Raw genomic sequence first — 24,317 nt, 5'->3', positions numbered from 1 at the left:
TACGCCGGAGGGTCGGCAGACGGCGGCCTGCCATCACGGCGGACATCTGCCAAGCCTGCCCGTCCCGGCCGGCGTGGGGCAAGGCGGTCGCCACGGTCGGGTCGGCTCCGTCGTCCGGACGGCCGCTGCCGGACCTATCCGAGCAGTGACGCCGCCGCGGCCAGGGTGGCCAGCGACAGCGTCGTGGTCACCACCACCGCCCGGTTGGCCACCGCCTCGCCGACGCCGTACTCCTGGCTGTAGATGAACGTGTTCTGCGCTGTCGGCAGGCCGGCGCACACCACGACGGCGAGCATCTGCGGCGCGGACAGGTGCAGGGCCAGCCCGGCCGCGTACGCGATGACCGGCTGGACGACGAGCTTCAGCGCGGCGATCACGGCCAGCTCGGCGGGCTGGGCCGGCTCGGCCCGCGACGGCGCCGGGCGGTGCAGCGACGCGCCGAGCGCGACCAGGGCAGCCGGGACCGCGGCGCCCGACAGCAGGGTCAGCGACGCGTCGGCCGCCGACGGCAGGCGCAGGCCGGCAGCCGAGCACACGACGCCGAGCAGCGACGCCAGGATCACCGGGTTGCGTACCGGCAGGGAGGCGATACGACGGACCCGTACCCGCCCGGCCGGGTCGCTGTGCCGGTCCAGGGCGACCAGGATCACCGGCGTCACCACCAGCACCTGCAGCAGCACCACCTCCGCCAGGAACGACACGCTGCCGACAACCTGCGTGGCGATCGGGATGCCGAGGTTCGCGGAGTTCACGTACCCGGCGGCCATGCCCCAGATCGGCCGTTCGCCGGGCGTGCGACCGAACAGCCGGCTCGCGCCGACCCACCCCAGCCCGACGACCGCGACCGTGCTCACCGCGAAAGCGAGCAGCGAGCGGTTGGCGAACCCGGAGAGCGGCATCCGGGACAGCGCCAGGAACAGGGCGGACGGCATCGCCAGATGGAACACGAACCGGCCGAGCACCGACGCGGCCGCCTCACCCAGCAGGCCCCACCGACAGGCCGCCCAACCGATCGCGGTGAGGACCCAGATCGGTACGAACGCCGACACCAGGCTCATGCGGTCACCGTCGGGCGGGCGTCGCGCGGGCCCGGGGACCGGCGGGCGTACGGGTCGAGGAAGCAGGCGGCAGTCTCCACCCGGGCGAGGATGTCATCGACCTGCCGACCGACGCGTGGTCGGACCTCGTCGAGGTGTCATGATCGGCGACGATGAGCAGCGCGGAAGCTTACGGATCCGGCCTCCACGAGGCACGGCGACACCACCTGACGCAGGTGAACGGGGTCCTGCGTCGCCCCGGCATGTACGGCAGGGACGAGATGGCCGAACGGCTTCTGCTGGAGGCGATGGCCGCCGTGGACGGCTGCCTGGATCGATGGTGGGCGGAGTGCGACGGACTGCGCGACCGCGACGCGTTCGCCCCGACGGGTGTCCGGGGCGCCTACAGCGGTGTCCTTCCGGCCGATGCCCTGCGTGACGCCACGGCCTCGGTCTACGCGGAGATCGCCGACCGCCTCGGCTGGCTCGAACTGGACCGGGCGTTGTCCGAGGCCGAGTTCCGGCGGTTGGGTACGGATGTCGGCGACTGGGTCACGCGGGACCGGACGTTGTCCGAGGTCGTCGAGACGTTCGGGCCGCCGTCGCTGTGGATCGGCGGAGCCAACCCCTTCTTCGCCAAGACGCTCGCCTACACCACTGCCGATCCCGCCCACGAGCTGATCTGCTTCCACCTGTGGAACGCCTTCGCGGAGGTCCCCAGCAGCGAGGGGCTCAAAGGCGTACACCCCGAACCGGTGCTCCTCGCCGTACGTCACCGGTCCGGCAGCTTCCCCGACTCGTTCTCGTTCACCCCCGAGGGACTGCGCCGCAGGCCGACCGACGACCAGCTGGGCCGACTCCGGTCGACCGTCTGGGTCTTCCACGGTGACCGCGCCCGATACGCCTCCGGCGTGTTCGACACCCTGGACGCGGGACTCGCGTGGGCGGGCGGGCACCGGCTGACCGGGACCCTGGCCGAGTACGCCATCGGGGGCGCCTACGACATCGCCGTCGACGAGGGCCGCTTCACGCCGTCGCAACCGCACCACGGCACCGTCGGGCATGTGGCCGCCTTCGGCCCGGGACTACGTCACGTGCACCTGACCGACGGGCGCCGCGACTGACAGGTGTCCGCCCCTGTCGGTCGGGTCGGTGGGTGCGGTGTGACGCGCGGGATGTCTCAGCGGTTCCGGTCGGGACGCCGTGCGCGGAGGAACGCCGTGGCCGCCGTGCGCCGCGTCGGCGTGTCGGCCGCCGCCAGGGCGGTCATGCACGCGTCGAGGCGCTCGCGCTCGTCGCCGCTCAGTGCGGCGGCAATGGCCTCGCCGTACGTGGGGGCCAGGGGGTTGGGGGCCGTCCGCTTGAGCGCCTCCCAGTCGCCGATCGGCTCGCCGGGCACGTCGAGCTGCGCGCGGTAGTCCAGCTCGATCGCCTCGAAACCCGCGGCCCGCGCCCAGGCGACGAGGTCGCGCTCGTCGAAGTCGACCATCGGCCGCTCGGCCGCTGCGGCCCGACCCCGGTAGACGTCGCTGACCTTGGCCACCAGGTCGTCGACCGGCGTGCCACCCCAGCCGAACAGATCCTCCGGGCGGTGCTCAAGCGCGAAGCGGTTGATCGGCTCGAAGAGGGAGAGCCTTCCGCCCGGCCGCAGCACCCGGAAGAACTCCACGAACGTGGTGGCCTTGCGGTCGGAGTAGATGAGCACCGACCGGGTGGTGACGACGTCGACGGAGGCGTCGGCGACGCCGGCGAGGTCTTCGGCCGACGCCTGGACGAAGCGGCACCGCTCGTCGCCGTCGGCGGTCCGCCGGCACTGGTCGAGCAGGTCCGGCGAGACGTCGCTGAAGATGACCCGGCCGTCCGGGCCGAGACGGTCGAGCGCACCGAACCCGATCAGTCCGGTGCCGCATCCGACATCGAGGAGGACGTCGTCGGGCTTCAGGTCGGCCCGGTCGAGAACGCCGTCGCGGAACCCGGCGAGGTCGGTGGCGTGCCGGGCGCGCAGGGTGGCGTCGCCGCCGTCTCGGCGCGCCGACAGCCACCGGGCCCACCTGTCGGTCGTCATCGGGTCACGATAGTGCCGGACCACGTGTCGTACCGGCCCGTGCCCACCCGGCTGGCCGGGCGTGCGTACCGGTCCGGTGGGTCTCGGCCGCGACCTGGCGGTTGGGTCGATGGCAGGGTGCCGAGCGCGTCGTCACGCGTCGGGATCGAGGCCGGCCAGACCCTGACCTGTCTCCGGGTCCCACGGAATCGACTCGTGGTCGTGGACGACCACCCACCGCCCGTCGCGCCGGCGGCACACGAGCGTGGCGCGTACCCATGGAGACGTCCATGCCCGCCTGCAACCGTCCCGTGACGTGGTAGAGGAAGGCGCAGTAGCCGAGGTCGCCGTCGGCGTCGACCTGGAGGTCCCGGACCTCGTAGCCCGGGCCGCTGGCGTATGCGTCGAACCACGCCCGGGTCTGGGGCGCCACCTGGTCGGCACCTCGTAGTCGCAGCGGCGGCAGGACGTTGAAGGCCAGCACGTCCGCGGCCTGGTGGGCGGCAAGCGCCTCGGCGTCCCGGCGCGCCACTGCCGCCACGCGCTCCTCGATCAGCTCCCGCAGATCCTGCTTCGCCTGGTCGGTCGTCATCTTTTCGTCGTACCCGGGCCGTGAGCAGCGCTAACCCGGATCACCCACCCGGGGAGGCAGCAGCCGATGTCGATCTTCGGCGTTCGGGGCCGGGAGTCGGGCCCGCCCGACTCTGCTCCGCCGGTAGCGCCGGCGGAGCAGAGTCGTCTCAGGTCAGCCGCACCGTTGACCGTTGAGGGTGAAGGCGGCGGGCGCCGGGTTGGTGCCGCTCCACGTGCCGTTGACGCCGATGCTGGTGGTGGCGCCGGGGGCGAGCCTGCCGTTCCAGGTCATGCTCTCGGCGGTGACGCTGGTGCCGTTCTGCTTCCAGGTGGCCGACCAGCCCTGGCCGATCTTCTGGCCGGCGGTGGGGAAGTCGAAGGCGAGTTTCCAGCCGTCGATGGCGGTGGCGCCGGTGTTTCTGATGGTGACCGTGGCGGTGAAGCCGCCGGGCCAGCTGTTCGCCGTCCAGCCGACCGTGCAGCGGCCGGTCGGGGCGGTGGGCGCGGTCCGCACGGTCAGGCCGGGCGAGGCCGTCGAGACGTTGCCCGCCGCGTCACGCGCGGTGACCACGAAGGTGTACGAGGTGTCCGGGGTCAGCCCGCTCACGGTGTACGAGGTGCCGGTGGCGCCACCCACCTTCACCGTGCCGGTGGCGTCGACCCGGTGCACGTCGTAGCCGGTCACGCCGGTGTCGTCGGTGGACGGCGTCCAGGTCAGGGCGACGCTGTCGGCGGTGACCGTGCCGGCGGTCGGCCTGCCGGGGGCGGTCGGCGCGGTGGTGTCGCCGGGCGTGGTGCCGCGCGGCAGCACCAGGTGGGTGATCGAGTTGGCCGGGAAGGTGGCGGTGAGGCCGCCGGCGGTCACCGGCTGGTCGGCCTCCCGGACGACGCCGGCGAGGTCGGCCCCGCTGTAGCGGTAGACCTGGGCGGTGTCGGCGGAGACGCCGGTGAGCGTGAGCGGGCTGGTCAGGTCGTCGCCGGTCTTGTTGACCACGACCAGGGTGAGTGCCTTGTCGGCGGCGCGCTCGGCGGCGTACACGGCCAGCTTGCCCTGGTCGGCGCTGGTCGCCTTGACGGAGGTCTCACCGAACGCGCCGCCCCTGCCGTCGTAGTCGCGGTAGATGCGGAAGGCGTTCGCCACCGGCTGGTCGGCCCCGGGTGCGGTCCAGAGGGTGGCCAGGTCGAGCCCTTCGCGGCCGAAGATGCCGAGCACGTCGGCCTGGGCCAGCGCGCCGTTGAGCGACCCGTGGCCGCCCCAGTTGTACTCGGTCATCGCGATCTTCGTGCCCGGGTAGTGCTGGTCGACCAGTTCCCGCATCCGGGGGATGAAGCGGACCGGCTGGTTGATCCAGCTCTCGTCCACGTACGTCGGGTCCCAGAGCTGGCGGGTCGAGCGCAGCCGCAGCGCCTGGGTGTCGGCGTCGCCGGCGGCGTCACCGAACACACCCGACTGCTGCGGGTAGAGGTGAATGTCGAAGTAGTCGAGGATCCGGGCGCCGTGCTGCTGCTCGTACTCGCGCATCCGGTCCAGGTACCACGGGCCGAGGTCCTGGCCGCCGTGCGCGGCCTTGTCCGGCGGGTTCGACCAGCATCCGGTGCGCGAGCAGGTGTCCTGGTCCAGCCCCGAGTAGAAGATCGAGTTCAGGCCCCAGCCGACCGGACCGAGCGTCTTCGCGCCGGGGTCGGCCGCCTTGATCGCGGCGGCGTACGCGTAGGTGCGGTCGCGCAGCTCGTCGTAGCCCAGGCCCGTCGGGCGGACGTCGCGGTGGGTGGAGTGCCACAGGTCCGGCTCGTTGTCCAGGTTGTAGAACTGGACGCCGCCGTCGGCGGCGGCGCCGAACTGCCCCTTGAGGTGGTTGACGAAGTCGGTGGCGTACTCCGGACCGACCGCGACGCTGGTGTCCTCCGGGTCGTTCCCGGTGACCAGGCTGCCGTCGGGCTTCCTGCCGTTGCCGCAGTCCGGCGCCCACGGGTCGGTGGACTGCTGCGGCCCGTACGTGGCCACGCTGAAGCCGCACGCCTTCGCCCGGTCCTTGGCGATCCACCCGAGCATCGGCACGGTCATGACCGTGGCGGCGCCGGTGGCCTTGTTCCGCTGCACGAACCGGTCGCTCTCCGACCCCTTGGGCAGGCTGCCCGGGTCCGGGTTGTCGTTCGGGATGTTCTCGAAGTACCAGTCCGAGGCCCGGTTGGTGGTGTCGTTGCGGAAGTTGTAGCGGGTGGTGGCGTTGCCGCCGTACCGGTGCACCGGCAGCCGCAGCTCCCGGGCGAGGGCCTCGTCGGCGAAGTTCATGCCGTAGACGTACGGACTGATCGGGTGCCGGTTGGCGGTGGTGTCGACGGCCAGCGCCGGGCCGGCCGCGGCCAGGGCGGGCTCCGGCAGGGCCAGGCCGCCGAGGGCCGTGGCCAGCACGACCGGGAGCAGTGCGGTGGTGGGACGCACGAGCATTCCTTCCCTCACGCGAATAGAAGCTCGACGATGGGAGCGCTTCCATAGGCTTGCGCCTTCCCGGCCCCGAGTCAATGCCGTGATCGGGCGCCCGATCAGCTGGCCCGGTGCTGTCCCTGATGGAGTGTCGTCAGGGCCCTGGTGAGCCACTCGCCCATCAACGCCCGCTCGGCGTCGGTGAGGCCGGGCAGGCCGGGTAGCGCGGTGGCGAAGGTGACCGCGATGGCGCCCACGTCGTTCGCCGGAGCCGCCGGGGCGGTGGTCAGGATGCTGGCGGCGACGGCGTCGAACATCTGGTCGGCCAGGCCGAGGTCGCGTCGGTCCGGTGGCATGCCGAGCAGTGCGCGTACGGTGCCGGTGCCGGCCGCGTGGATCATCGCGACCGCTCGCGGCTCGTCCACGCGCAGCAGCCCGGCTGCGGCGAGCCGGTGCACCTTCGCACGCAGCACCTCGATGCCTTCCGTGGTGGCCGGGGACTGCTCCGCCCGCGCGGGGTTGGTCATCAGCTCGTACAGCCAGGGGTTGGCCAGCCCGAACTCGATCTGTGCCCGCCAGCCCGCGCGCAGGTCGACCACCGGGTCGTGGTGCGGCCCGCCGGTCGCCTTCGCCGCCACCCAGGTGGCCATCACGTGTTCGGCCACGGCATCGATCAGGCCGTCCTTGTCGCCGAACAGGCGGTAGATGGTCGGCGCCTGCACCTGCGCCGCCTGCGCGACGGCGCGCGTGGTCACGGCGCGGGCCCCCTGCTCCCGCAGGATCCGTGCGGCCGCGGTGACGATCCGGGACCGGGCGTCGGTCCTCTCGGCAAGCTCCACGTACCAATGGTAACAGCGACCTGTTAGCGTTGAGGTTATCTCTGCTACCGTCATCCCTGTTAGCAACGGAAACCCCTCCTGGGAGCAAGCATGATCGTCATCACGGGCGCCACCGGCCACCTGGGCTCACGAATCGTGGCGGAGGTCCTGCGGCGGGTTCCCGCCGCCGCCGTCGGGGTCAGCGTCACCGACGTCGCGAAGGCCACCGCACTGCAGGCCCGCGGCGTCCGGGTGCGCCGCGGCGACTTCACCGACCCCGCCACCCTCGTGGACGCCTTCGAGGGTGCTGACCAGGTCCTGATCGTCAGTGCCGCGATCCGGGGGGCCGCCGCGACCGGGGCCAACATCGCCGCGATCGACGCCGCGACGGCGGCCGGAGCGCAGCGCATCCTCTACACCAGCCACCAGGGCGCGTCGACCGACTCGCTGTTCCCGCCGATGATCACCCACGCGCGCACCGAGGAGCACCTGGCCGCCACCGGCATCCCCCACGTCGCCCTGCGCAACGGCTTCTACTCCAGCACCCTCCGCTATTACCTCGACGAGGCGCCGGCCACCGGCCGACTGGCCCTCCCGGCCGACGGGCCCGTCTCCTGGACCGGCCACGACGACCTCGCGGCGGCGGCCGCCGTCCTGCTCACCGACGACTCCGTCGCGGCCGGCCCCACCGCGCCGCTGACGGCCCCGTCGACGCTCGACTTCGCGGCGGTCGCCGCTGTCGCGAGCGAGGTCACCGGCCGGGAGGTGACCCGCGTCGTCGTGGACGACGAGGAATGGGTACGGGCGGCGGTGTCCCGGGGCATGCCGCGCGCCGCCGCCGAGTTCAACCTCGGCATGTTCCGGGCGGCGCGACGTGGCGAGTTCATGGTCACCGATCCCACGCTGGAGACGCTGATCGACCGCCCGGCCGAGTCCGTCCGCGCCGCGCTGCGGCGCATGCTCGCCGCTCGCCCCTGAGGGTTGGACGACCGGTCGGGTAGCGTTGGTGAACGGCGCCCGGGTGCCGTTGGCGCGTGCGCGCGACGAGGAGGTCCAGGATGGAATCCTTGCCGGAACTGACCTTCGGGCAGCGGTTGAAGGTCTACCGGGAGCGGTCCGGGAAGACCCGCGCGGTGCTCGGCGGCCTGGTGGGCCGCAGCGCCGAGTGGGTCAAGGCGGTGGAGACCGATCGCATCCTGCCGCCTCGCATCCACATGCTGGATCGCATCGCGCGCGCCCTGAAGGTCGAGGTGTCGGTGCTGGCCGGTGAGTTGAGCGACCGGTCCGCCGTGGTCAACGGGCCGGAGCATCCGGCGTTGGCCTCCGTTCGGGACGCGGTGAACCGCTTCGTGCTCTCCGGCGAGACGTCCGCGGAGTCGTTGACGAGCCTGCGGGACCGGCTTGCGACGGCATGGCGGGCCCGCCACCAGGCGTCCGATCACCGTACGGTGCTGGGCGGGTTGCTGCCGGGGCTGCTGCGCGACGTGCAGCGCGCCGCCCTGGCGTACGAGGGGGAAGAGCGTCGGGAGGCGCAGGCCCTGGTGGCGGAGACATTCGGGCTGACGCAGATGTTCCTCGCCTACCAGCCCGCTGCCGAGTTGCTGTGGCGGGTCGCGGACCGGTCGATGGTGGCGGCGCAGGAGTCCGGCGACCCGGAGGCGTTGGCTGTCGCGGGGTGGTTCCTGTGCCAGGTGCATCGGGACGCCGGGGACTGGGACACCGCGACGGCGGTGACGCTGGACGTGCTGTCGGCCCTGGAGCCGCGCATCGCCGACGGGAACACGAACCTGCTGGCTCTGTGGGGGGCGCTGAATTTCGAGGCGGCCTACACCGCCGCCCGTGCCGGCGAGGAGGGTCGGGCCTGGCGGTACTGGGATCGCGCCGACCGTGTGGCGCAACGCCTGCCGCAGGAGTTCTACCAGCCGCAGACCTCGTTCTCCCGGGTCATCATGGGCGCTCACGCGGTGACGGTCGCGGTGGAGCTGCAGAAGTCAGGCGAGGCGGTGCGGCAGGCCGGCCGCCATGACTCGTCGGCCATCCCGTCACGGCCGCGACGGGCTCGCCACCTCATCGAAATCGCGCGGGCGCACTACGGCAAGGGCGACCGGGAGACGGCCGTCGCGACGCTGCGGCGGGCGTACGAGTCGGCCCCGGAGACGATCCGCTTCAACGGGTACGCCCGCCAGATCACCGTGGACCTGCTCGACGGCCCGCGCCCCACCCGCGACGAGGCCCGCGACCTCGCAGTGAAGGTCGGGCTCCTGTCCTGACACAGGGGTACGAACCCTACCCGTTCCGCCCCGCCACACACCGTAGCTTGCTGCTCACGGGATGCGGCGGGCGGTGCGGGTGTCGCCTGGTCGCCGCGTCCCTCTCAGCTTCGAGGGCGGAGGGCCGCCCTCGTGACGACGGGGAGGCTACGTGCGGCGCGTCTCGTACGACGAGTACCTCTCGGCAACGGCGTTGACTCTCGCGCGGCGGCATCGGCCGGCGTGGTCGTGGCGGCGGTGGCGGTGGGTGTGCCGCTGTGGCGACGAACTGCCGTGTCGGGTCCGGCACCGCGTTCCGATCGGTGTCGCGCACTGGCCGGGGGAGGAGCGGTGAGGGGTCAGGAGCAGCGCATCCTGCGCGTACACCTGCAGGGCCTGGAGGTGACCAGCCGGCAGGCGCGGCTGCTCACCGCGACCCTGCTCGCAGGTCGCGGGTGAGCACCCACGGGCCGGTCCTGCCGGTGTGGAGTTGTGGTGGGTGCGCGGCTCCCTGGCCGTGCGAGACGCGGCGGCGGGAACTGCGGGCGGAGTTCGCGGGCGCGCGGGTGTCGCTGGCGTTGTACATGGGTGCGCAGTTGGCCCGGGCGGCGCAGGACCTGCACTGGATGCCGGCCGGGCTGCTGCACCGCCGCTTCCTGGGGTGGCTGCGGTGAGCATCCTGCGGGCCGGCGACGAGCGGTTCCACTACAGCGACGGCTCGCACCGGTGGATCCCGCCGGACCCGGACTACGACCAGGAGGTCTGGGACGAGCAGGTACGCCAGCACAAGCACGGCCACCTCCGCAACGAGCGGCCGAAGGTACGTGTCCAGCGGCTCGTCTGACGCCAGTAGACGTTGCCACGGGCGCGATCGTCCACGGCTCCGCCGACACCGGAGGCGCGGCAGGCGGACAATGGCGTCATGGCGATGCCCTTTCCCGCACCGACGACTCCCGCATCGGGACGCGACGAGGTCTTCCTGGGATACCTGGACTTCTTCCGGGAGACCCTCCTGTCCAAGGTGGACGCACTACCCGACGACGAGGTGCGGCGCAGCCGGCTTCCCTCCGGGTGGACCCCCCTCGAACTGCTCAAACACCTGCGCTACGTCGAGCTTCGCTGGATCGAGTGGGGATTCGAGGGCAACCAGATCGCCGAACCCTGGGGCGACCGGCGCGGGGACCGGTGGCACGTGGCGCCCGACGAGACACGCGACAGCCTGACGGCGTCGCTCCGCGCCCAGGGCGCACACACCGCCTCCGTGGTCGCGAGCAACGACCTGACGACGGTGGGCGCTCCCGGTCCGAGGTGGGACGGCGCGGCGCCGGCGACGTTGGAACGCGTGTTGTTCCACCTCGTGCAGGAGTACGCCCGTCACCTCGGGCACCTCGACGTCGTAGCCGAGCTCGCCGCTGGGCCGGTCGGCGAGTAGCGCGCTCAGTCGCCCCTGCTCGTGCCGGCGGCTGCATAGACTGCCGCGCCATGGGAGAGATTGTCACGCTCGGCGAGGTTCGGTGCCCGTCCGGCCAACTCGTCATCATCGACGGCGGGATGCTGGGCATGTGGTCGGGAAGCAGGCCGCCGAACGAGCTCGACCCGCGCGGTCTGGGATTCGAGGATCCGGACCTGCTGGCTGAGGTCGCCGGGTCCGCCGACTACGAGGTGGTCGGCCCGGACGCCGAGCCGGCGGGGGCGTCGTTCCCGGTACGGCCCGGGCGGTACCACTACGACATCCCCGCCTCACACGGCGACAGCTGGGCGCAACGGTTCGGCGATCACTGCCGGGAGCACGGGTGGACGGCTGCGGTGGAGCGCGCGCAACAGCAGGTGCCGCACCGGGAGCGGGCGCGGCGGTGCGCGGTGGAACGCCAGCCGGGTTTCCGGGTCTTCGGGATGCCCGCGGTGGCGGTGGACGGTCTTCCCGCCGGGACCGTCCCGGTGCAGGCGGAACGTTCCGACGGGCCGTGGGACGGCTGGTCCCAGATCATCGTCCGGGTCCGTGACGCGCCCGTCGCCGCCACGGTCGACGTGGGCATGGTGGGTGTCGACGCGGCTCGGCTGGCCTTCGCCGACACCGACGCACTCGCGTCGTGGCGCCACGAGGAGCCGTTGGACGGTCTCGCCGACGTCGCGTTCTGGGGTGTCGACGCCCCGACGGCGGCCCGGGAGTTCACCGCCGAACCGCTGGCCGCACCGGGTGACGAGGGGAGCTACGGCTGGACGGACCTGCCGCTGCGCTCGGCCCTGCGGCGGGCGACGACCGTGCAGGCCTGGCGCGACGCCGAGCCCGGTCGCAAGCTGGCCGTGGACTTCCGGCCACACTCACACCACTGGGAGGTGATGCGCCAGGTGCGGGCCAGCGACACGGAGAGCGGGACCCTGGCCCTCGGCGACGCGCAGATCCTGTTCGCGATGACCAGCTGGGGTGACGGGGTCTTCCCGGTCCAGGTCGATCGCGACGCAGCCGGGGACCTGCTCGCCGTCCGGGTCACCCTCGCCGAGGCGTGAACGACCGCCCGCAGCCCGCGACGACGTGCCCCGGCGGCGGCGCGGCTGGACCGCCCCGGCGCGCGATGTCGGCGATGCTGTGGGCGTGGAGTACGTGTCCCGAGTGCCGCGACCGCCGCTGGACGAGCTGATCGACGACCTCTACTACCTGGAGGGTGCGCCGCCGTACGCCCGGCTGACGCTGCCGCCGATGCCGGCGGCGTTGCTCATCGTCAACCTCGGTGCGCCGTTCCGCATCCGCGCCGGCGCCGACATCGAGACGACCGAGTACGCCGACGGCTGCGTGGTCACCACGCCCACCCGGGCGCTGGAGTTCAGCTATCCGCCGCGGACCCGGTCCGTCGGCGCGCACGTCAAGCCGTGGGGGTTGGCGCCGTTCCTGCCGATGCCCGCCGTCGAGCTGTGCGACCGGCCGGTGACGATCGAGCAGGTCTGGGGTCGGCCCGCCGTCGCGGAGCTGCGAGACCGGCTGGCCACGGCGGCCGGGCCGCAGCAGATGCTGACGCTGCTCGAGGAGGAGCTGACGCGACGGCTGGGCGAGACCGCCGGGCTGGCGCTGGTGCGCCGGACGAGCGGCGTCATCGCGGCGGCCGGCGGAGCGGTCGCCATCGGCGACCTGAGCGTGGCAGCCGGGGTCAGCAGCACCCACCTGGCGCAGCGGTTCAAGCACCTCGTCGGCGTCACGCCGAAGCGGCTGGCCCGCGCCCACCGTTTCGCCACCGCCGTGTTCTCGATCGACCCCGCCGAACCGGTCGACTGGGGCGACCTCGCCGGTCGCGCCGGCTACTTCGACCAGGCCCACTTCGGCCACGAGTTCCGGGCGTTCACCGGGCTCACGCCGACCCGGTACGTCGAGGTCCGGCGGCGGTTCCTGCGCGAACATCCCGGTCACGTGCTGGACGGCTGGCCGCTGCCGGCCGATTGATTTCCTACAAGAGCGGCAGCCCACGACACGTTAGGTTGAGGCGTCCCCGAGCAGAGGAGACCCCGTGGGCACAGTCGTCATGTACAGCTCGGTGTCGGTCGACGGCTTCGTCGCGGACGAGAACGACCAGCCCGGGCCGCTGTTCGAGTGGCTGACCAGTGGTGACGTCCCGTTGGACGCCGGCGGTGGGCTGACGGTGTCGCAGACGTCCTACGACTACACCCGGCCGTACTGGGACCGGATCGGGGTGACGGTCGTCGGCCGGCACGTGTTCGACCTGACGGACGGCTGGGACGGAAAGCCTCCGGGTGGGATCGACCACGTGGTCGTCGTGACGCACCGGCCGGCGCCCGACGGCTGGAACCCCGACGCGCCGTTCCACTTCGTCGACGGCGTGGAGGCGGCCGTGGCCACGGCGCAGGAGCTGGCGGGGGAGCGCACGGTCGAGGTCGCCGCCGGTGACGTCGGTGGCCAGGTGCTCGCCGCGGGCCTGGTCGACGAGGTACGCATGGACGTCGTACCCGTCGTGTTCGGGTCCGGCAAACGCTTCTTCGGGTCGGTCGACGCGCAGCACCTGTTGGAGGGTCCGGACGAGGTGGTGCAGGGCAGCCGGGTGCTCCACCTGCGCTACCGGGTCCGCCGCTGACGACCCGAGCGGGTGGATCCTGATGGCAGCCACCGCAGGCGTGCGCGTACCGTGACGGCGTGTCCGAACCGGGTCTCACCAGCGACGTCAGTGGGGACTTCGAGGTCCACCTCACCGCCTACGAGGGAGACGCCGGCAGGCTGGCGGACTTCGCCGAGCACCACGGGCTGAAGTACACGCATGTCCTGCTGGACCGGGGCCGCGTCGCGTCCCAGCCGATGATCACTCTCGTGGGCTCCGGTTCTCTGCACCAGCAGCGTGATGCCGCCGAGCGGTGGAGGACACGGCTGCGGGCAGCCGGTCTGCACATCGTGCGGACGAAGATCGAGGCCGCCCCGTGGTCCGCCGGCGTTCCGGTCATCGACGAGCAGGCGCTCGCGCAGCCCGCTGAGCGGTATTTCGAACACCACGTCAAGCTACTGCTTCCCGCAGGCGTTCCTACGTTGGTGGCAGTGACCGCGGTGGCCGAGCAGCACGGCGCGCGGCTGTCCCGCAACGCCCGCCGCGCACGCGACGACGGACGTCAGGAGCGGTTCGTCACCCAGCGGTGCCACCGGATCGGGCGGGACCGCGCCCGGGCCCGGTTGGACGCTCTCATCGCGGCCCTGCGGGGCTCCGGCTGGGAGGTGCTCGCCGTCGAGCAGGAGTACGTCGTGTTCGACGACCGCACCGAACTCGACGCCGGCTGGCTGACGCAGTCCCGACCAGGCGCATCGCATCTGGCCAGGGAAGAGAGGATGCGCTCGGCGCCCGCCGGCACCCCTGGCTATCCCGACACCTACCAGCCGTTGCCGGTCCGGCCCGGCGTACGGCAACGGGCCGCGTTCGACCCCGCCCTGAAGCAGTACGGCAACGCCTACCGCGCGGGCGAACCGGTCTTCACCGATCCCGATGCGGGTCGACGGTGGTACGCCGCCCGTCGTACCGCGATGCGACACATGCTCAACGTCATCGCTGACACGTCCTGGGCGGCCCACCTGGTCCTGCGGGGCAGCGTCACGATGTCCGCATGGTTCGGACCCGCCGCCCGGGAGCCGGGCGACGTCGACTTCGTGGTGACCCCACCCTCGATGAGCGCCCAGAGCGACGAGGCCGAGGCCATGCTCGCCGGCATCCTTGCCGCCCTGCGTGCCCGGCCGGGCGCCGGCCTCGACCCGGACCACGTGCAGACGAGCGACATCTGGACCTACGAACGCGCCGACGGACGACGCCTGGTCCTCCCGTGCGTCACCGACGACGGCCTGACCGCATCAGTGCAGGCCGACTTCGTCTTCAACGAACACCTTCCCCTGCAACCCACCACGATCCGGCTCGACGGCGTCGACCGCCCGCTGAGGGCGGCGAGTGCCGAGATGTCGTTGGCGTGGAAACTCATGTGGCTCGCCACCGACATGTACCCCCAGGGAAAGGATCTCTACGACGCCGTGCTGCTAGCCGAGCACACCGCAGTGGACCTCGAACTCGTACGCGACCTGCTGCGGCCGGAACTCGGGGCCGAAGCCGACGACTTCACGGCCGATTCCGTGCTCGCCTGGGACGTCGACTGGGACAACTTCGTCGACGAGTATCCCGATGTCACCAGCGACGCCGAGGCATGGAGACGCCGCCTGGCCATCGCCCTGGACCGAGCGTCGCGCACCTCACGAGGTTGATGAGCATCGCTTCGGAATATCCTTTGCCTTCCGCGGACGTCGGCCTTACCGTAAAACGGCAAGGTCAACCGGCTCGAACCGAGGAGTTCCCCGTGCAGCAGTACGCCTCCACCGAAACCATGCGGCTCATGCCGCGCGGCGGTGTCGTGCTGCGTGCGATCGGGCGAGCCCACGATCTGTGCGCGAGCGAGCAGAACTGGAAGCCGGGGTGGCGGCGCGAATAGCGCCAGCGGAAGCTTACAAGCCGCCCACCCCGACCGGGACAGGGCGGCTTTTTCGTTACCCGGACAACCGCACAGGGGCGTAGCTCAGCTGGTAGAGCACCGGTCTCCAAAACCGAAGGTCGCAGGTTCGAATCCTGTCGCCCCTGCTTTCGTCCCGGCCCTGGCCGGAGGCGTCGTTGATTCTCAATTCCACAGTGGATGGCATGGTTAGACCCCGGCCGGCGCCCGTACAGGCAGGCCGGCCGGGGGGCAATACCCTCCGGGACGAGGGAGACGGTAACCCGCCCGCTTTGGGAGCGGGAGAAACAGCGTTCGACTCGCTGGTCCCGGACCATGGGGTTGTAGCTCAGCTGGTAGAGCGCCGCCTCGGCAGGGCGGAGGTCAGGGGTTCGATTCCCCTCTTCTCCACGTTCGGATGCCCTCCCGGCAACCGGGGAGGGTTTTCCACGGGCCGTTGGAGCAATTGGCAGCTCATCCGGTTCTCAGCCGGACGGTTACGGGTTCGAGTCCCGTACGGCCTACGCAGGACATGCCATGCGGTCGTGGTGAACTCGGCGGACACGCCGATCTGCCAAACCGAAAAAGCGGGTTCGATGCCCGCCGGCCGCTCGCGGAAAGCAGTGCTGAAACCGGCCGGCGGGACCGCGACCCGCCGGCCACCCTTCCCGGGTCGTCTAGTCGGCAAGACGCCGCACTCTGGATGCGGAGAGCTGGGTTCGAATCCTGGCCCGGGAGCGCCACGCCCTCGTAGCCCAACGGCAGAGGCCCGACGTTGAGGACGTCGCCAGTGCGCGTTCGACTCGCGCCGAGGGCACCGCGCCGACGTAGCTCAGCTGGCCAGAGCGCTCCGCTCATGACGGAGAGGCCCCCGGTTCGAGGCCGGGCGTCGGCACGCAGTACATGCCCGGGTAGCCCAACGGCAGGAGGCACCCCGTTCAGGGCGGGGACAGTGCGCGTTCGAATCGCGCTCCGGGTACGCATGGGGTCGTAGCTCAGGTGGTAGCAGCGCTTCGTTCGCACCGAAGAGGCCGGCGGTTCGACTCCGCCCGACTCCACCAGGTCCCGTTGGCTCAGTGGGAGAGCATCCGCCTGTCGAGCGGAGGGTCGCCGGTTCGATCCCGGCACGGGGCGCGCACGCAGAGGTGGCCGAGCCGCCAGGTCGTCGTAGCTCAGCTGGTCAGAGCGCTTCCCTGATGAGGAAGGGGCGGTTCGGGCCCGCCCGACGACACCATGCCCCCGTGGCTCAGCGGACAGAGCACTGGATTACGAATCCAGGGGTCGCGCGTTCGAATCGCGCCGGGGGCACGCATCGAGACGAGGCGCGGTCGGCGGCGTTCGGCTCCCTCCCTCACCGCACGCCTCCGTAGCTCAGAGGAAGAGCAGCCGGCTCTTAACCGGCGGGTCGGGATGTCGGAATTCCCCGGAGGCACGACGTCGTGGTCCACGCCGCCCGGCCGTCGGTCGTGGGCCGGACATCCCGCCTCGCCCCGGTAGCTCAGCGGGAGAGCGTCGGCTCGACAAGCCGAAGGCCGCTGGTTCGACACCAGCTCGGGGCACACGGACGCGCGTTCGGTCATGGGTAGGCCCCCAGCCTTTCACGCTGGTGAAGCGGGTTCGAGTCCCGCACGCGCGACCATTCCGGCGTCGCCCAAACGGTAGGGCAGCGGATTGTTGATCCGTACAGGTACTGGTTCGAGTCCAGTCGCCGGAGCGATGGAGGGGGCTCGTCGGTTCGAATCCCACCCCTTCCGCGTACGCCCGCGTAGCTCAACGGAAGAGCACCTGGTTCACATCCAGGGGGTCGGAGGTTCGACACCTTCCGCGGGCACCGGCCTGCGGCCGAGGGAGCGCGCCACCGACGGTGAGGTGGGCCGGCCTGTAAAGCCGGTGCGTTCGCGCTGAGTGAGTTCGAATCTCTCCGCTCCCACGCCTTCGCGGGTGCTTCCACCCGGCCATCCACTGTTGGCGCACCGACCCGCCACCTCCGCGACGAGCGGTCGAAGCGCCGTATCCGACGCCGACGGCTAGTCCGGCGGTGACGGCGGCTCGGGTGGTAGTCCGCGGGCACGGTGCGCGTCGGACAGGGCGATCCCGGTCAGCACGACGGCGGCGGCGGCCGCGACCACGACCGGCGGCACGAGGAGCATCGCCGGTGCCAGGACGGCCAGCGCGAGCACGCCGATCGGTCGGGACCGGGACACCCGGCCGAACACCGCGTGTTCGAAGCGGGCGCGCCCGGCCAGGTACAGCGCGGGTCCGCCGAGGAGGACGGCGATCCAGGCCGGTGGAGTGTGTCCCAGCGGATGCGCGATGACGAGTTCACCGCCGACGGCGGTGACGACCACGCCGGCCACCATGGTCAGGTGGGTGTAGGACGCCGACCGGGCGAGGCGGACCGGGTCGGCGGACGCGACGATCGCCTCCGCCAGGACCTCACCGGCGCGGTAGATGTAGATCCGCCACAGCAGCACGGTGGTCGCGATCGACACGGCGAACGCGGCAGCCCCGGCGGGTGCGAAGCCGCTGCCGTTCAGCGCCAGTCCGGTGACCAGGATCAGCTCGCCGAGAGCGATGATGAAGAACTGCCGGTAGCGCTCGGACAGGTGCTCGCCGGAGATGACGAGGTCACGGCCGGGGATGCGCCCCGCGCCGGGGGTGGGGAAGCCGATTCTGCCGGCCGTGTGGTCGAGGAGCACCGCGAGTGCCCAGAGCGCGCCCCGCGCCGTACCGTGCACCAGCGCCCCCGCGATCCACGGCAGCGCCGACAGGCCGTACCAGAACAGCCCGCGCATGGCGTTGCGTTGCAGCTCGTGGCCGCGCAGCACGGCGGTGAGGACGATCCCGCGGCTGAGCTGGACGGCGACGTAGGCGCCCGCGAAGATCAGGCCGGTGTCGCCGAACGCCTCGGGGACCGCGGCCGCCATGACCAGGCTGCCGACCATGGTCGCGATGACCAGCGCCTGGATGACCGGTCGTTGCGGGTCGGTCCGGTCGGTCAGCCACGCGGTGCTCGACCAGACCCACCACATGGCGCCCAGCAGCACCAGTGCCCGGAAGGCGCCGCTCCACCCGAGATCCTCGGCCAGGCTGCGGGAGAGCAGGGCGAGCGCGAGCACGAACACCAGGTCGAAGAAGAGTTCCAGGAATGTGGCCCGCTGCGGACCCCCGGGTCTACGCAGCAGCTCAGTCGCCCTGCCTGTCGTCATCGGCTCGCCCGTTCTGCAGCTCTGCTCCAGGTTTGGGGGCATTCTGACATGCGGCAGCGGCTGCTGAGGGCCTCCCGCCGGGTCGGGTGCGACAGGGCGGTGGCTTCCGTGACGTGCCGGGCGGCGTCAGCCGATGCCGTCGACCGCCGCCCGGAGCGCGTTGATCGACGGATCCCAGGTGAAGTTCAGGACGGGGAGGCCGGAGGCGGCGGCGTTGCTGTCGCCACCGAGGACCACTGCCCGTGGCTTGGCGGTGCCCTGGGGGACGACGAGGTACCAGTTGCCTCGCACATTCGCGATGAACACGTCATCTACCTCCTGGTCGGGGGAACTCGGGTTGGGGGCGTCGCCGACGTGGTTCTCGAAATCCACCGTCGCGCCGAAGTTCGTCGGGCTGCCGGTGTTCAGCCAGAGACTGGTGTGCACGTGCGGTCCGACCCCGGAGTCGCTGCCGTTGGCCGAGGCGCCGGAGTAGGCGATGGTCTGGCCTCGCGACACGCGTTGGCCGGGGGAGACGGCGATCGTCGACAGGTGCAGGTGCCGGGTGTAGTTCCCGTCGTCGTGGGCCATCCCCACGACGCGCCCGGTCGCGGTGGAGGTGTCGGCCTTCACCAGGCGGATCGTGCCGTTCGCCGCGGCCCGGACGGGAGTGCCGGTGCCGACCGCGTAGTCGGTGCCCGGCTCACCCGACGGCGGCGTCCGGTTCCGGTGGTCCTGCCACGAGCTCGATATCCGCACATTGCCGCAGGGTCGCAGGTAGCTTCCGGCGGCCCGAGCGGAGTCGGGCAGCAGGACGAAGGCGGCCGACACCCCGGACGCCGCCAACGCGGCGCCGGTGAGGAAGCCCCGCCTCGACAGCCCGCGCAGGTAGGCGATGCCGCCGAGGTCCTCGGGCCGCAGCTCGCCGTGACCGGCCTCCCGAGGAGGGCCGTGCGGTTGACTACCGATGACCATCAATGGAAGGTAAGGCTCCTCCCGATGAGCGGCAAGGGCTTCTCCCGGATCACTCCCTGAGCGGTCCCGGCGCTCCACGGTGGCCCGAGCGGTGGAGGTGACGAGGGTGACGGCGACGCCCGGATCGGGGATCGTGGTGGCGTGACGAGCGCGGACGACATGAGCGACGACGAGAACTGGACGGGTGGCTTCTACGAACTCTGCCTGGTTCTCGGCGCGGCCGACGACGACACCGTCGACCGGGCCCTCCGGGCGCTGTGGCGCGCCGCCGGCGTCCACGGCTGCCACGTCCGCCGGGCCGACGGGTTCGGGTTCGCGCCGGCCGAACCCGGCGTGGCCGCCCTCCACGAGCACGGTCACCTCCTCGCCACGCTGACGCTGCCCTCGGGTGCCCGGGTCGTCTGCGGCGGCTTCCTGTTCCGGTACGAAAACGTGGACACGCTGGAGCTCTACCTGCCGCTGGGCGCGTTGGTGCGCGTCGACGATCGCATCGGCGGCTACCCCTTCGACGAGTCCAGTGGCGCGGAGTCGTTGTCGTGGCGCGGTGCGCTCGACCGGTGGTTGGCGGACGTGGCCGTGGCCGTGCACGGCGAGGTGCCGATCCACCGGGCGCTCATCGGCTTCGAGGTCGACGAGGACCACGACGTCACCGCCGGCCGGCGGTACGCCGCGGTCGTCACGCCGGGCGTGGACGGCGTGGAGTACCGCCCGGCCGACGCCTGACGCGGGGCGGGTCCCGACGGTTACCGTGCCGGAATGGCCATGTCCCCGTATCTCGCCCGGCTGCGCGCCGTGATCGGCCATGAGCTGATCCAGATGCCGTCGGTGTCGATCGTCGTCGTCGACGACGACGCACGGATCCTGCTGGTGCGCCATGCCGGGCACCACGACGGGTGGGCGGTGCCCGGCGGCGCGGTCGACGTCGGCGAATCGCCCGTCGAGGCGGCCGTGCGGGAGATCCGTGAGGAGATCGGCGTGCGGATCGGCGAGCCTCGGCTGCTCGACGTGCTCGGCGGCGCCGACTACGAGGTGACCTATCCCAACGGCGACCGGGTCGCCTACGTCACCGCCGTCTACCGGGCGGGCGTCGCGCAGGGTGCACCGGTCCCCGATCACGACGAGATCAGCGAGCTGCGGTGGTTCGCCCCGGACGAGTTGCCCGGCGTGGAGCTCAGCCGGTTCACCAAGGCGCTGCTGAGGGCGACCGGCCACCTCGCCGGGTGACGGCCGCCCACGTCAGGGGTGCGGCGCGGCGAGCAGCAGGCGGGCGCCGCGGCGGACCGCCGCCCAGTCGGTCGTCGGGCGGCGGTCGAGGTTCCGGGAGAGCCAGTGCCGCCGGTCCTCGTGCTCGCGTCGTAACTGGACGGGGTCGAGGTCGACGCCCGGTAGCCCACCGCGGCGTTCCAGCTCCTCGACCCGCTGTCCCATGGCGTCCATCAGCTCGCGGTCGAGGGTGTGCACGGCCTCGAGGTACGCGATGGTCGGGACGCGGAGCCGGACCGCGGGCCCGGCGCTGAAGCCGATCTCACCGTCGTCCTCGTGCCGCCAGTCCACGGTGACCTCGTCGCGGTCGTCCCGGAGGGTGCGCCAGAACCGGAGCCGGGGTGGGTTGCGCAGGTATCCGAGGTCCAGGTGGTGCTCGCCGTGCCAGATCGCCGCCGTGACGGCGGGGTGGTCGGGCCGGTCCGGGTCGCCGCCGATGGTCCGGTGGTCCTCCGGTTCGAACTCGAACGGGTCGCGGGTCCACTGCCCGCGACGGGACTCGATGAAGGACACCAGATCCGCGGGCACCGGCTCCCGTACCTCGGGGGTGAGGGCGATGACGTCCTCCCAGAGCCGGGCCAGGTAGTGGTCGACGTAGGGGAGTGGTCCCGGGTGCCGGGTGCGGCGCAGCAGCTCCCGCCCGCCGGCTTCGAGCCAGTACCAGCCCTCGGTGAGCCCGAACCAGTGGAGTGTCGGCCGGTCGCCGCCCCACGGCGACACCTCGTCCAGGGGGCACAGCGCGAACCGGAACGTGATCACCGAGGCAGTATGCACCGGCCGGCGTCGCGTCAGCCGCGACCGCGTACCAGGGGCAGGAACACCTCGTCGACGATGTCGACGAGCACCTCGTCGGGGACCGAGGGGATGCCCCGCATCGCGTACTCGGCGCGGAGCAGCATCATCGGCGTGGTCGCCACCCGGGGGCGGACGGCCGCCGCCGGCGCTTCGCCCCGGGTCACGGCCCGTTCGAGCATGGCGATCCAGGCCAGGTCCATGGCGTCGGCGCCGGACCGGGCGCGCATGAGGGTGAGCAGTTCCGGGTCGTCGGCCGCGGCGGCGAGCAGGCCGCGCAGGATGGCTCCGTGCGGCGACGACCACGTCTCGTTGGCCCGCCGCAACATCTCCAGCGCGTCGCCGCGCAGCGTGCCGGTGTCCGGGTTCGGCAGGGCGGCGTCGGACAGGTGGCGGTACGCCGCGATGCCCAGCGCCGCCCGGTGCGGCCACCGGCGGTAGATGGCGTTCTTGTTGGTTGCGGCGCGGGCGGCGACCCGGTCCATCGTCATGCCCGCGTATCCGGACTCGCGCATCACCTCCGCGGCGGCCCGCAGGATCGCCTGTTCCAGTTCCTCACCCCGACGCCGCGTGCTCATGTCTTGCAGGGTACTCGCCGTACCTTGTAGGGTACGCAGCGTACCTTGGAGAGGGGTTGGCTGATGCGCGTCTTCGGCATGAACTACGACACCGGCTTCGTGAGCGCCGGGTCCACCACCCACGAGCCGTTCGACCCCGAGACCGTACGGAGCGACCTGCGGGTCATCCGCGACGAGCTGCACTGCGACGCGGTACGGATCACCGGCGGCGTCCAGGACCGGCTGGAGCTGACCGCGCGGCTGGCGGCCGAGGCGGGGCTCGAGGTGTGGTACTGCCCGTTCACCAACGGGCTCGACCGCGACCAGCTCCTGGAGTTCCTGCTCGACGGCGCCGAGCGCGCCGAGCGGCTGCGGCGTGGCGGCGCCTCGGTCGTGTACCTCACCGGCTCCGAGATCTCCATGTTCACCGACGGCTTCCTCCCCGGCCGTGATCTGGCCGAGCGGATGGCGCTGTTCACCGACCCGATGCGGATGCGGGAGGCGGTCCCGGCCGCCCGGGCCGCGGTACGCCACTTCCTCGCGCGAGCGGTACCCGCGGTCCGCGAGCGTTTCGGTGGCCCTGTCGGCTACGCCTCGATCCCGCTGGAGGACGTCGACTGGGCGCCGTTCGACATCATCGCCAGCGACGCCGGCTACCGCGACGCGACCAACGCCGAGGCATTCCCGCAGAGTCTGGCGGCGGCCGTGGGGCAGGGCAAGCCGTACGCCGCGACGGAGTTCGGCTGCTGCACGTACCGGGGCGCGGCCGACGTCGCGGGCGCGACGGAGCCGGTGACCTACGACGACCACGGCCGAGCGGCGGCGCTCACCCGGAAGCTGGAGCGCGACGAGGAGGGCCAGGCCCGCTACGTCGTCGACCTGCTGCGCGACTACGAGGCCGGCGGGGCGGAGGCGGCGTTCGTGTACACGTTCGCGAACCGGCACCTGCCGACGACCGGCGACCCCGAGCACGACTACGACCTGGCCGCGCGGGGGATCGTGCGGGTGTTGCCGGACGGCTCGTGGACCCCCAAGTCCGCGTTCCACGCCCTCGCCGATTACGGACGCTCCCGTCGGGCGGCATGAGCGCGAGGGCGCCCACCGGCCGCGGCGGTCGGTGAGCTGAACGAGGGGAGACTGCGGCAGGTGCTCGACCGGGCCTCCCGGGTCGCGGCGGTCACCTGCACGCGGGCCGGCGCCGACCCACCCCACCGTGCCGAGCTGACCGCCCTCGTCTGACGGTGCCAGCGTGCGGAGGCGGTACGAGAACTCCCTAACCCGCACGCACATCGTGGTCGTCCAGGTGCTGTGACGTATCGCCCACGCTCCGGGCCGGTGCATCCGACGGCCGGTACCTACAGTCGGGCCATGAGCACCGACAGGGACGTGCGGGACTGGCTGCGCCGGCGCGGCGCCGACCGGATCGCGCATCCCGGGGGCACCCTCTATGCCCATCTGTGCCGGGTGGGCGAGCGGCTCACCGTGCTCGGTCGCGGCGGTGAGGTCCGGGCCGCGGGCCTCACCCACGCCGCCTACGGCACCGACGGGTTCGACCTCGCCCTGCTCGATCGGGCCGACCGCGCGGTGCTGCGGGACCTGGTCGGCCCGGGCGCCGAGGAACTCGTCCACCTGTACGGCGCCTGTGACCGCAGCCGCAGCTGGCGGACGTTGGCCGAGACGGGCCAGGTGGTCGACCGCTTCACCGGGCAGGTGCGGACGCCGGATCCGGATCGGCTCCGGGCACTCGTGGACCTGAGCATCGTCAACGAACTGGACGTGATCGAGCAGGATCCGGGGATCGCCGAGCGGCACGGCGTCTACTTCCGCGACCTGTTCGCCTCCTGGGCTCCGCTCGCCTCGGCGCGGGTCATCGACGACGCGCGGCGGGTGCTGGGGTCGTGACGGCCGAACCGCATCCGGCGGCACCCGGCGTCGGTCGCGTACGGGTGCGTGCTGTCTACCCGGGCAGCTTCGATCCGGTCACCCCCGGGCATCTGGACGTGGTGCGCCGGGCGCGTGACCTCTTCGACGAGCTGGTGGTGCTCGTCGCGGTCAACAGCGCCAAGCATCCGGGCCGGAGCGAGGAGGAACGCGCGGCCGCTGTCCGGGCCGCCCTGCCGGCCGGCTGGACCTCGGTCACCGTGGCGGCCTGGAGCGGGTTGACCGCCACCTACTGCCGGAGCCACGAGGTAGGGGTGATCGTTCGCGGCCTGCGCAACACCACCGACCTCCAGGCCGAGTACCGGCTCGCCGCGATGAACCAGTCGCTCGGCGTTCCCACGGTGTTTCTGCCCGCGCTGCCCGAACTGGTCGCGGTCTCGTCGACAGCACTACGCTCGCGGAGCCAGGACACGCGAACGAAGGACGCACATGGCCCGCCCCTACAGTCCCGGACCGAAGCAGTTCGTCTTCGCCGCCGGTGACGGCGCCAGTCAACAGGTCTC

The 24,317-nt window shown here is 72.0% G+C and carries 25 protein-coding genes, 18 tRNA genes and 1 pseudogene; 34 read left to right on the top strand and 10 right to left on the bottom strand.

The genetic code is table 11. From position 1 onward, the window contains the following. Nucleotides 1-134: 134 nt before the first annotated feature. Nucleotides 135-1,058, bottom strand: coding sequence for an AEC family transporter (locus CO540_RS10260; protein ID WP_099161862.1), 924 nt, complete (start codon nucleotides 1,056-1,058; stop codon nucleotides 135-137). A 152-nt stretch (nucleotides 1,059-1,210) separates the two neighbouring features. Here CO540_RS10260 and CO540_RS10255 point away from each other — a divergent pair, with 152 nt between their 5' ends. After that, nucleotides 1,211-2,161, top strand: coding sequence for a hypothetical protein (locus CO540_RS10255; RefSeq protein ID WP_157779100.1), 951 nt, complete (start codon nucleotides 1,211-1,213; stop codon nucleotides 2,159-2,161). A 56-nt stretch (nucleotides 2,162-2,217) separates the two neighbouring features. Here CO540_RS10255 and CO540_RS10250 read toward each other — a convergent pair whose 3' ends face one another. The 5 genes and pseudogenes from CO540_RS10250 to CO540_RS10235 all read right to left on the bottom strand — a co-directional run bounded on the left by CO540_RS10250 (nucleotide 2,218) and on the right by CO540_RS10235 (nucleotide 6,918). Continuing rightward, nucleotides 2,218-3,102, bottom strand: coding sequence for a class I SAM-dependent methyltransferase (locus CO540_RS10250; RefSeq protein ID WP_099161860.1), 885 nt, complete (start codon nucleotides 3,100-3,102; stop codon nucleotides 2,218-2,220). A 132-nt stretch (nucleotides 3,103-3,234) separates the two neighbouring features. After that, complete coding sequence (locus CO540_RS31310; RefSeq protein WP_371682297.1) at nucleotides 3,235-3,342, bottom strand: hypothetical protein; 108 nt, start codon at nucleotides 3,340-3,342, stop codon at nucleotides 3,235-3,237. A 58-nt stretch (nucleotides 3,343-3,400) separates the two neighbouring features. Further along, nucleotides 3,401-3,673 (bottom strand): annotated as a pseudogene (locus CO540_RS31305) (nuclear transport factor 2 family protein); the annotation flags it as partial. Nucleotides 3,674-3,826: 153 nt separating this feature from the next. Then, nucleotides 3,827-6,103, bottom strand: a complete 2,277-nt coding sequence (locus tag CO540_RS10240) for a glycoside hydrolase family 44 protein (RefSeq protein WP_253866721.1) — start codon at nucleotides 6,101-6,103, stop codon at nucleotides 3,827-3,829. Nucleotides 6,104-6,198: 95 nt separating this feature from the next. Continuing rightward, nucleotides 6,199-6,918: a TetR/AcrR family transcriptional regulator gene (locus CO540_RS10235; RefSeq protein ID WP_253866599.1), complete on the bottom strand. Its 720-nt coding sequence runs from the start codon at nucleotides 6,916-6,918 to the stop codon at nucleotides 6,199-6,201. Nucleotides 6,919-7,008: 90 nt separating this feature from the next. Between CO540_RS10235 and CO540_RS10230 the strand changes: the two genes are divergently transcribed. The 28 genes from CO540_RS10230 to CO540_RS30145 all read left to right on the top strand — a co-directional run bounded on the left by CO540_RS10230 (nucleotide 7,009) and on the right by CO540_RS30145 (nucleotide 17,028). Next, on the top strand, nucleotides 7,009-7,875 hold the full coding sequence (locus CO540_RS10230; protein ID WP_099161857.1) for an NAD(P)H-binding protein: 867 nt from the start codon (nucleotides 7,009-7,011) through the stop codon (nucleotides 7,873-7,875). A gap of 80 nt (nucleotides 7,876-7,955) precedes the next feature. Next, entirely contained in the window at nucleotides 7,956-9,167 is a 1,212-nt protein-coding gene (locus CO540_RS10225) for a helix-turn-helix transcriptional regulator (protein WP_099161856.1), read from the top strand. A gap of 434 nt (nucleotides 9,168-9,601) precedes the next feature. Further along, nucleotides 9,602-9,820, top strand: a complete 219-nt coding sequence (locus CO540_RS10215) for a hypothetical protein (protein ID WP_098745647.1) — start codon at nucleotides 9,602-9,604, stop codon at nucleotides 9,818-9,820. After that, entirely contained in the window at nucleotides 9,817-9,990 is a 174-nt protein-coding gene (locus tag CO540_RS30335) for a hypothetical protein (protein ID WP_172967820.1), read from the top strand. The genes CO540_RS10215 and CO540_RS30335 overlap by 4 nt, the downstream gene beginning before the upstream one ends. A gap of 78 nt (nucleotides 9,991-10,068) precedes the next feature. Further along, entirely contained in the window at nucleotides 10,069-10,578 is a 510-nt protein-coding gene (locus CO540_RS10205; RefSeq protein ID WP_099161853.1) for a DUF664 domain-containing protein, read from the top strand. Nucleotides 10,579-10,628: 50 nt separating this feature from the next. Further along, the gene (locus tag CO540_RS10200; RefSeq protein ID WP_099161852.1) at nucleotides 10,629-11,654 is read left to right on the top strand and encodes a hypothetical protein; all 1,026 of its coding nucleotides are present in this window, start codon (nucleotides 10,629-10,631) and stop codon (nucleotides 11,652-11,654) included. A gap of 85 nt (nucleotides 11,655-11,739) precedes the next feature. Further along, on the top strand, nucleotides 11,740-12,579 hold the full coding sequence (locus CO540_RS10195) for a helix-turn-helix domain-containing protein (RefSeq protein WP_253866597.1): 840 nt from the start codon (nucleotides 11,740-11,742) through the stop codon (nucleotides 12,577-12,579). Between the two features lie 64 nt (nucleotides 12,580-12,643). Beyond that, nucleotides 12,644-13,225: a dihydrofolate reductase family protein gene (locus CO540_RS10190; protein ID WP_099161851.1), complete on the top strand. Its 582-nt coding sequence runs from the start codon at nucleotides 12,644-12,646 to the stop codon at nucleotides 13,223-13,225. Nucleotides 13,226-13,284: 59 nt separating this feature from the next. Then, nucleotides 13,285-14,877 (top strand): nucleotidyl transferase AbiEii/AbiGii toxin family protein, encoded by a 1,593-nt coding sequence (locus CO540_RS10185; protein ID WP_099161850.1) that lies wholly within the window; start codon nucleotides 13,285-13,287, stop codon nucleotides 14,875-14,877. A gap of 92 nt (nucleotides 14,878-14,969) precedes the next feature. After that, nucleotides 14,970-15,101, top strand: coding sequence for a hypothetical protein (locus tag CO540_RS31135; RefSeq protein ID WP_256386035.1), 132 nt, complete (start codon nucleotides 14,970-14,972; stop codon nucleotides 15,099-15,101). A gap of 73 nt (nucleotides 15,102-15,174) precedes the next feature. Beyond that, nucleotides 15,175-15,247: transfer RNA gene (locus CO540_RS10180), tRNA-Trp, on the top strand. A 189-nt stretch (nucleotides 15,248-15,436) separates the two neighbouring features. Further along, nucleotides 15,437-15,509: transfer RNA gene (locus CO540_RS10175), tRNA-Ala, on the top strand. 40 nt (nucleotides 15,510-15,549) lie between these two features. Next, nucleotides 15,550-15,622: transfer RNA gene (locus tag CO540_RS10170), tRNA-Glu, on the top strand. 15 nt (nucleotides 15,623-15,637) lie between these two features. Then, nucleotides 15,638-15,710 (top strand) — tRNA-Gly (locus tag CO540_RS10165). A 54-nt stretch (nucleotides 15,711-15,764) separates the two neighbouring features. Beyond that, nucleotides 15,765-15,836, top strand: a tRNA-Gln gene (locus tag CO540_RS10160). A 6-nt stretch (nucleotides 15,837-15,842) separates the two neighbouring features. After that, nucleotides 15,843-15,915, top strand: a tRNA-Leu gene (locus CO540_RS30150). 4 nt (nucleotides 15,916-15,919) lie between these two features. After that, a tRNA-Met gene (locus tag CO540_RS10155) sits at nucleotides 15,920-15,993 on the top strand. A 10-nt stretch (nucleotides 15,994-16,003) separates the two neighbouring features. After that, a tRNA-Leu gene (locus CO540_RS10150) sits at nucleotides 16,004-16,077 on the top strand. A 5-nt stretch (nucleotides 16,078-16,082) separates the two neighbouring features. Then, a tRNA-Ala gene (locus tag CO540_RS10145) sits at nucleotides 16,083-16,159 on the top strand. A gap of 1 nt (nucleotide 16,160) precedes the next feature. Then, a tRNA-Asp gene (locus CO540_RS10140) sits at nucleotides 16,161-16,232 on the top strand. A 27-nt stretch (nucleotides 16,233-16,259) separates the two neighbouring features. After that, nucleotides 16,260-16,332 (top strand) — tRNA-Ile (locus CO540_RS10135). Between the two features lies 1 nt (nucleotide 16,333). Beyond that, nucleotides 16,334-16,406, top strand: a tRNA-Arg gene (locus tag CO540_RS10130). Between the two features lie 52 nt (nucleotides 16,407-16,458). After that, nucleotides 16,459-16,530, top strand: a tRNA-Lys gene (locus tag CO540_RS10125). 55 nt (nucleotides 16,531-16,585) lie between these two features. Further along, nucleotides 16,586-16,657, top strand: a tRNA-Val gene (locus tag CO540_RS10120). Nucleotides 16,658-16,663: 6 nt separating this feature from the next. Beyond that, a tRNA-Glu gene (locus CO540_RS10115) sits at nucleotides 16,664-16,737 on the top strand. 1 nt (nucleotide 16,738) lies between these two features. Further along, nucleotides 16,739-16,812: transfer RNA gene (locus tag CO540_RS10110), tRNA-Asn, on the top strand. Between the two features lie 45 nt (nucleotides 16,813-16,857). Further along, nucleotides 16,858-16,929: transfer RNA gene (locus CO540_RS10105), tRNA-Val, on the top strand. A 15-nt stretch (nucleotides 16,930-16,944) separates the two neighbouring features. After that, a tRNA-Tyr gene (locus tag CO540_RS30145) sits at nucleotides 16,945-17,028 on the top strand. 97 nt (nucleotides 17,029-17,125) lie between these two features. Here CO540_RS30145 and CO540_RS10100 read toward each other — a convergent pair. After that, nucleotides 17,126-18,307 (bottom strand): low temperature requirement protein A, encoded by a 1,182-nt coding sequence (locus CO540_RS10100; protein WP_099161849.1) that lies wholly within the window; start codon nucleotides 18,305-18,307, stop codon nucleotides 17,126-17,128. Between the two features lie 126 nt (nucleotides 18,308-18,433). After that, entirely contained in the window at nucleotides 18,434-19,261 is an 828-nt protein-coding gene (locus CO540_RS10095; protein WP_099161848.1) for a M23 family metallopeptidase, read from the bottom strand. A 141-nt stretch (nucleotides 19,262-19,402) separates the two neighbouring features. On the opposite strand from CO540_RS10095, the gene CO540_RS10090 reads away from it, so the two are divergent. Further along, nucleotides 19,403-19,984, top strand: a complete 582-nt coding sequence (locus CO540_RS10090) for a hypothetical protein (RefSeq protein WP_099161847.1) — start codon at nucleotides 19,403-19,405, stop codon at nucleotides 19,982-19,984. Nucleotides 19,985-20,017: 33 nt separating this feature from the next. Then, a complete protein-coding gene (locus CO540_RS10085) occupies nucleotides 20,018-20,485 on the top strand; it encodes an NUDIX domain-containing protein (RefSeq protein ID WP_099161846.1) in 468 nt (155 codons plus the stop codon). 12 nt (nucleotides 20,486-20,497) lie between these two features. Here CO540_RS10085 and CO540_RS10080 read toward each other — a convergent pair whose 3' ends face one another. Continuing rightward, a complete protein-coding gene (locus CO540_RS10080) occupies nucleotides 20,498-21,283 on the bottom strand; it encodes a DUF5984 family protein (RefSeq protein ID WP_099161845.1) in 786 nt (261 codons plus the stop codon). A 29-nt stretch (nucleotides 21,284-21,312) separates the two neighbouring features. Next, nucleotides 21,313-21,894, bottom strand: coding sequence for a TetR/AcrR family transcriptional regulator (locus tag CO540_RS10075; RefSeq protein ID WP_099161844.1), 582 nt, complete (start codon nucleotides 21,892-21,894; stop codon nucleotides 21,313-21,315). Nucleotides 21,895-21,957: 63 nt separating this feature from the next. On the opposite strand from CO540_RS10075, the gene CO540_RS10070 reads away from it, so the two are divergent. The 3 genes from CO540_RS10070 (at nucleotide 21,958) to coaD (ending at nucleotide 24,296) form a co-directional block, all read left to right on the top strand. Continuing rightward, complete coding sequence (locus CO540_RS10070) at nucleotides 21,958-22,959, top strand: hypothetical protein (protein WP_099161843.1); 1,002 nt, start codon at nucleotides 21,958-21,960, stop codon at nucleotides 22,957-22,959. Between the two features lie 282 nt (nucleotides 22,960-23,241). Then, nucleotides 23,242-23,775, top strand: coding sequence for a DUF6817 domain-containing protein (locus CO540_RS10065; protein WP_099161842.1), 534 nt, complete (start codon nucleotides 23,242-23,244; stop codon nucleotides 23,773-23,775). Then, a complete protein-coding gene (gene coaD / locus CO540_RS10060; protein ID WP_099161841.1) occupies nucleotides 23,772-24,296 on the top strand; it encodes a pantetheine-phosphate adenylyltransferase in 525 nt (174 codons plus the stop codon). The genes CO540_RS10065 and coaD overlap by 4 nt, the downstream gene beginning before the upstream one ends. Nucleotides 24,297-24,317 lie beyond the last annotated feature (21 nt).

The organism is Micromonospora sp. WMMA2032, from assembly GCF_002688545.1.
In the GTDB taxonomy this organism is placed as follows: Bacteria; Actinomycetota; Actinomycetes; order Mycobacteriales; family Micromonosporaceae; genus Micromonospora; species Micromonospora sediminicola.
This window is presented reverse-complemented; position numbering and strand designations above follow the sequence as displayed.

Excerpts from the sequence above, each read along its gene's own strand:
- CO540_RS10260 (WP_099161862.1), bottom strand. The coding sequence starts at position 1,058 with ATGAGCCTGGTGTCGGCGTTCGTACCGATCTGGGTCCTCACCGCGATC.
- CO540_RS10255 (WP_157779100.1), top strand. The coding sequence starts at position 1,211 with ATGAGCAGCGCGGAAGCTTACGGATCCGGCCTCCACGAGGCACGGCGA.
- CO540_RS10250 (WP_099161860.1), bottom strand. The coding sequence starts at position 3,102 with ATGACGACCGACAGGTGGGCCCGGTGGCTGTCGGCGCGCCGAGACGGC.
- CO540_RS10240 (WP_253866721.1), bottom strand. The coding sequence starts at position 6,103 with ATGCTCGTGCGTCCCACCACCGCACTGCTCCCGGTCGTGCTGGCCACG.
- CO540_RS10230 (WP_099161857.1), top strand. The coding sequence starts at position 7,009 with ATGATCGTCATCACGGGCGCCACCGGCCACCTGGGCTCACGAATCGTG.
- CO540_RS10225 (WP_099161856.1), top strand. The coding sequence starts at position 7,956 with ATGGAATCCTTGCCGGAACTGACCTTCGGGCAGCGGTTGAAGGTCTAC.
- CO540_RS10205 (WP_099161853.1), top strand. The coding sequence starts at position 10,069 with ATGGCGATGCCCTTTCCCGCACCGACGACTCCCGCATCGGGACGCGAC.
- CO540_RS10200 (WP_099161852.1), top strand. The coding sequence starts at position 10,629 with ATGGGAGAGATTGTCACGCTCGGCGAGGTTCGGTGCCCGTCCGGCCAA.
- CO540_RS10100 (WP_099161849.1), bottom strand. The coding sequence starts at position 18,307 with ATGACGACAGGCAGGGCGACTGAGCTGCTGCGTAGACCCGGGGGTCCG.
- CO540_RS10095 (WP_099161848.1), bottom strand. The coding sequence starts at position 19,261 with ATGGTCATCGGTAGTCAACCGCACGGCCCTCCTCGGGAGGCCGGTCAC.
- CO540_RS10085 (WP_099161846.1), top strand. The coding sequence starts at position 20,018 with ATGGCCATGTCCCCGTATCTCGCCCGGCTGCGCGCCGTGATCGGCCAT.
- CO540_RS10075 (WP_099161844.1), bottom strand. The coding sequence starts at position 21,894 with ATGAGCACGCGGCGTCGGGGTGAGGAACTGGAACAGGCGATCCTGCGG.
- CO540_RS10070 (WP_099161843.1), top strand. The coding sequence starts at position 21,958 with ATGCGCGTCTTCGGCATGAACTACGACACCGGCTTCGTGAGCGCCGGG.
- CO540_RS10065 (WP_099161842.1), top strand. The coding sequence starts at position 23,242 with ATGAGCACCGACAGGGACGTGCGGGACTGGCTGCGCCGGCGCGGCGCC.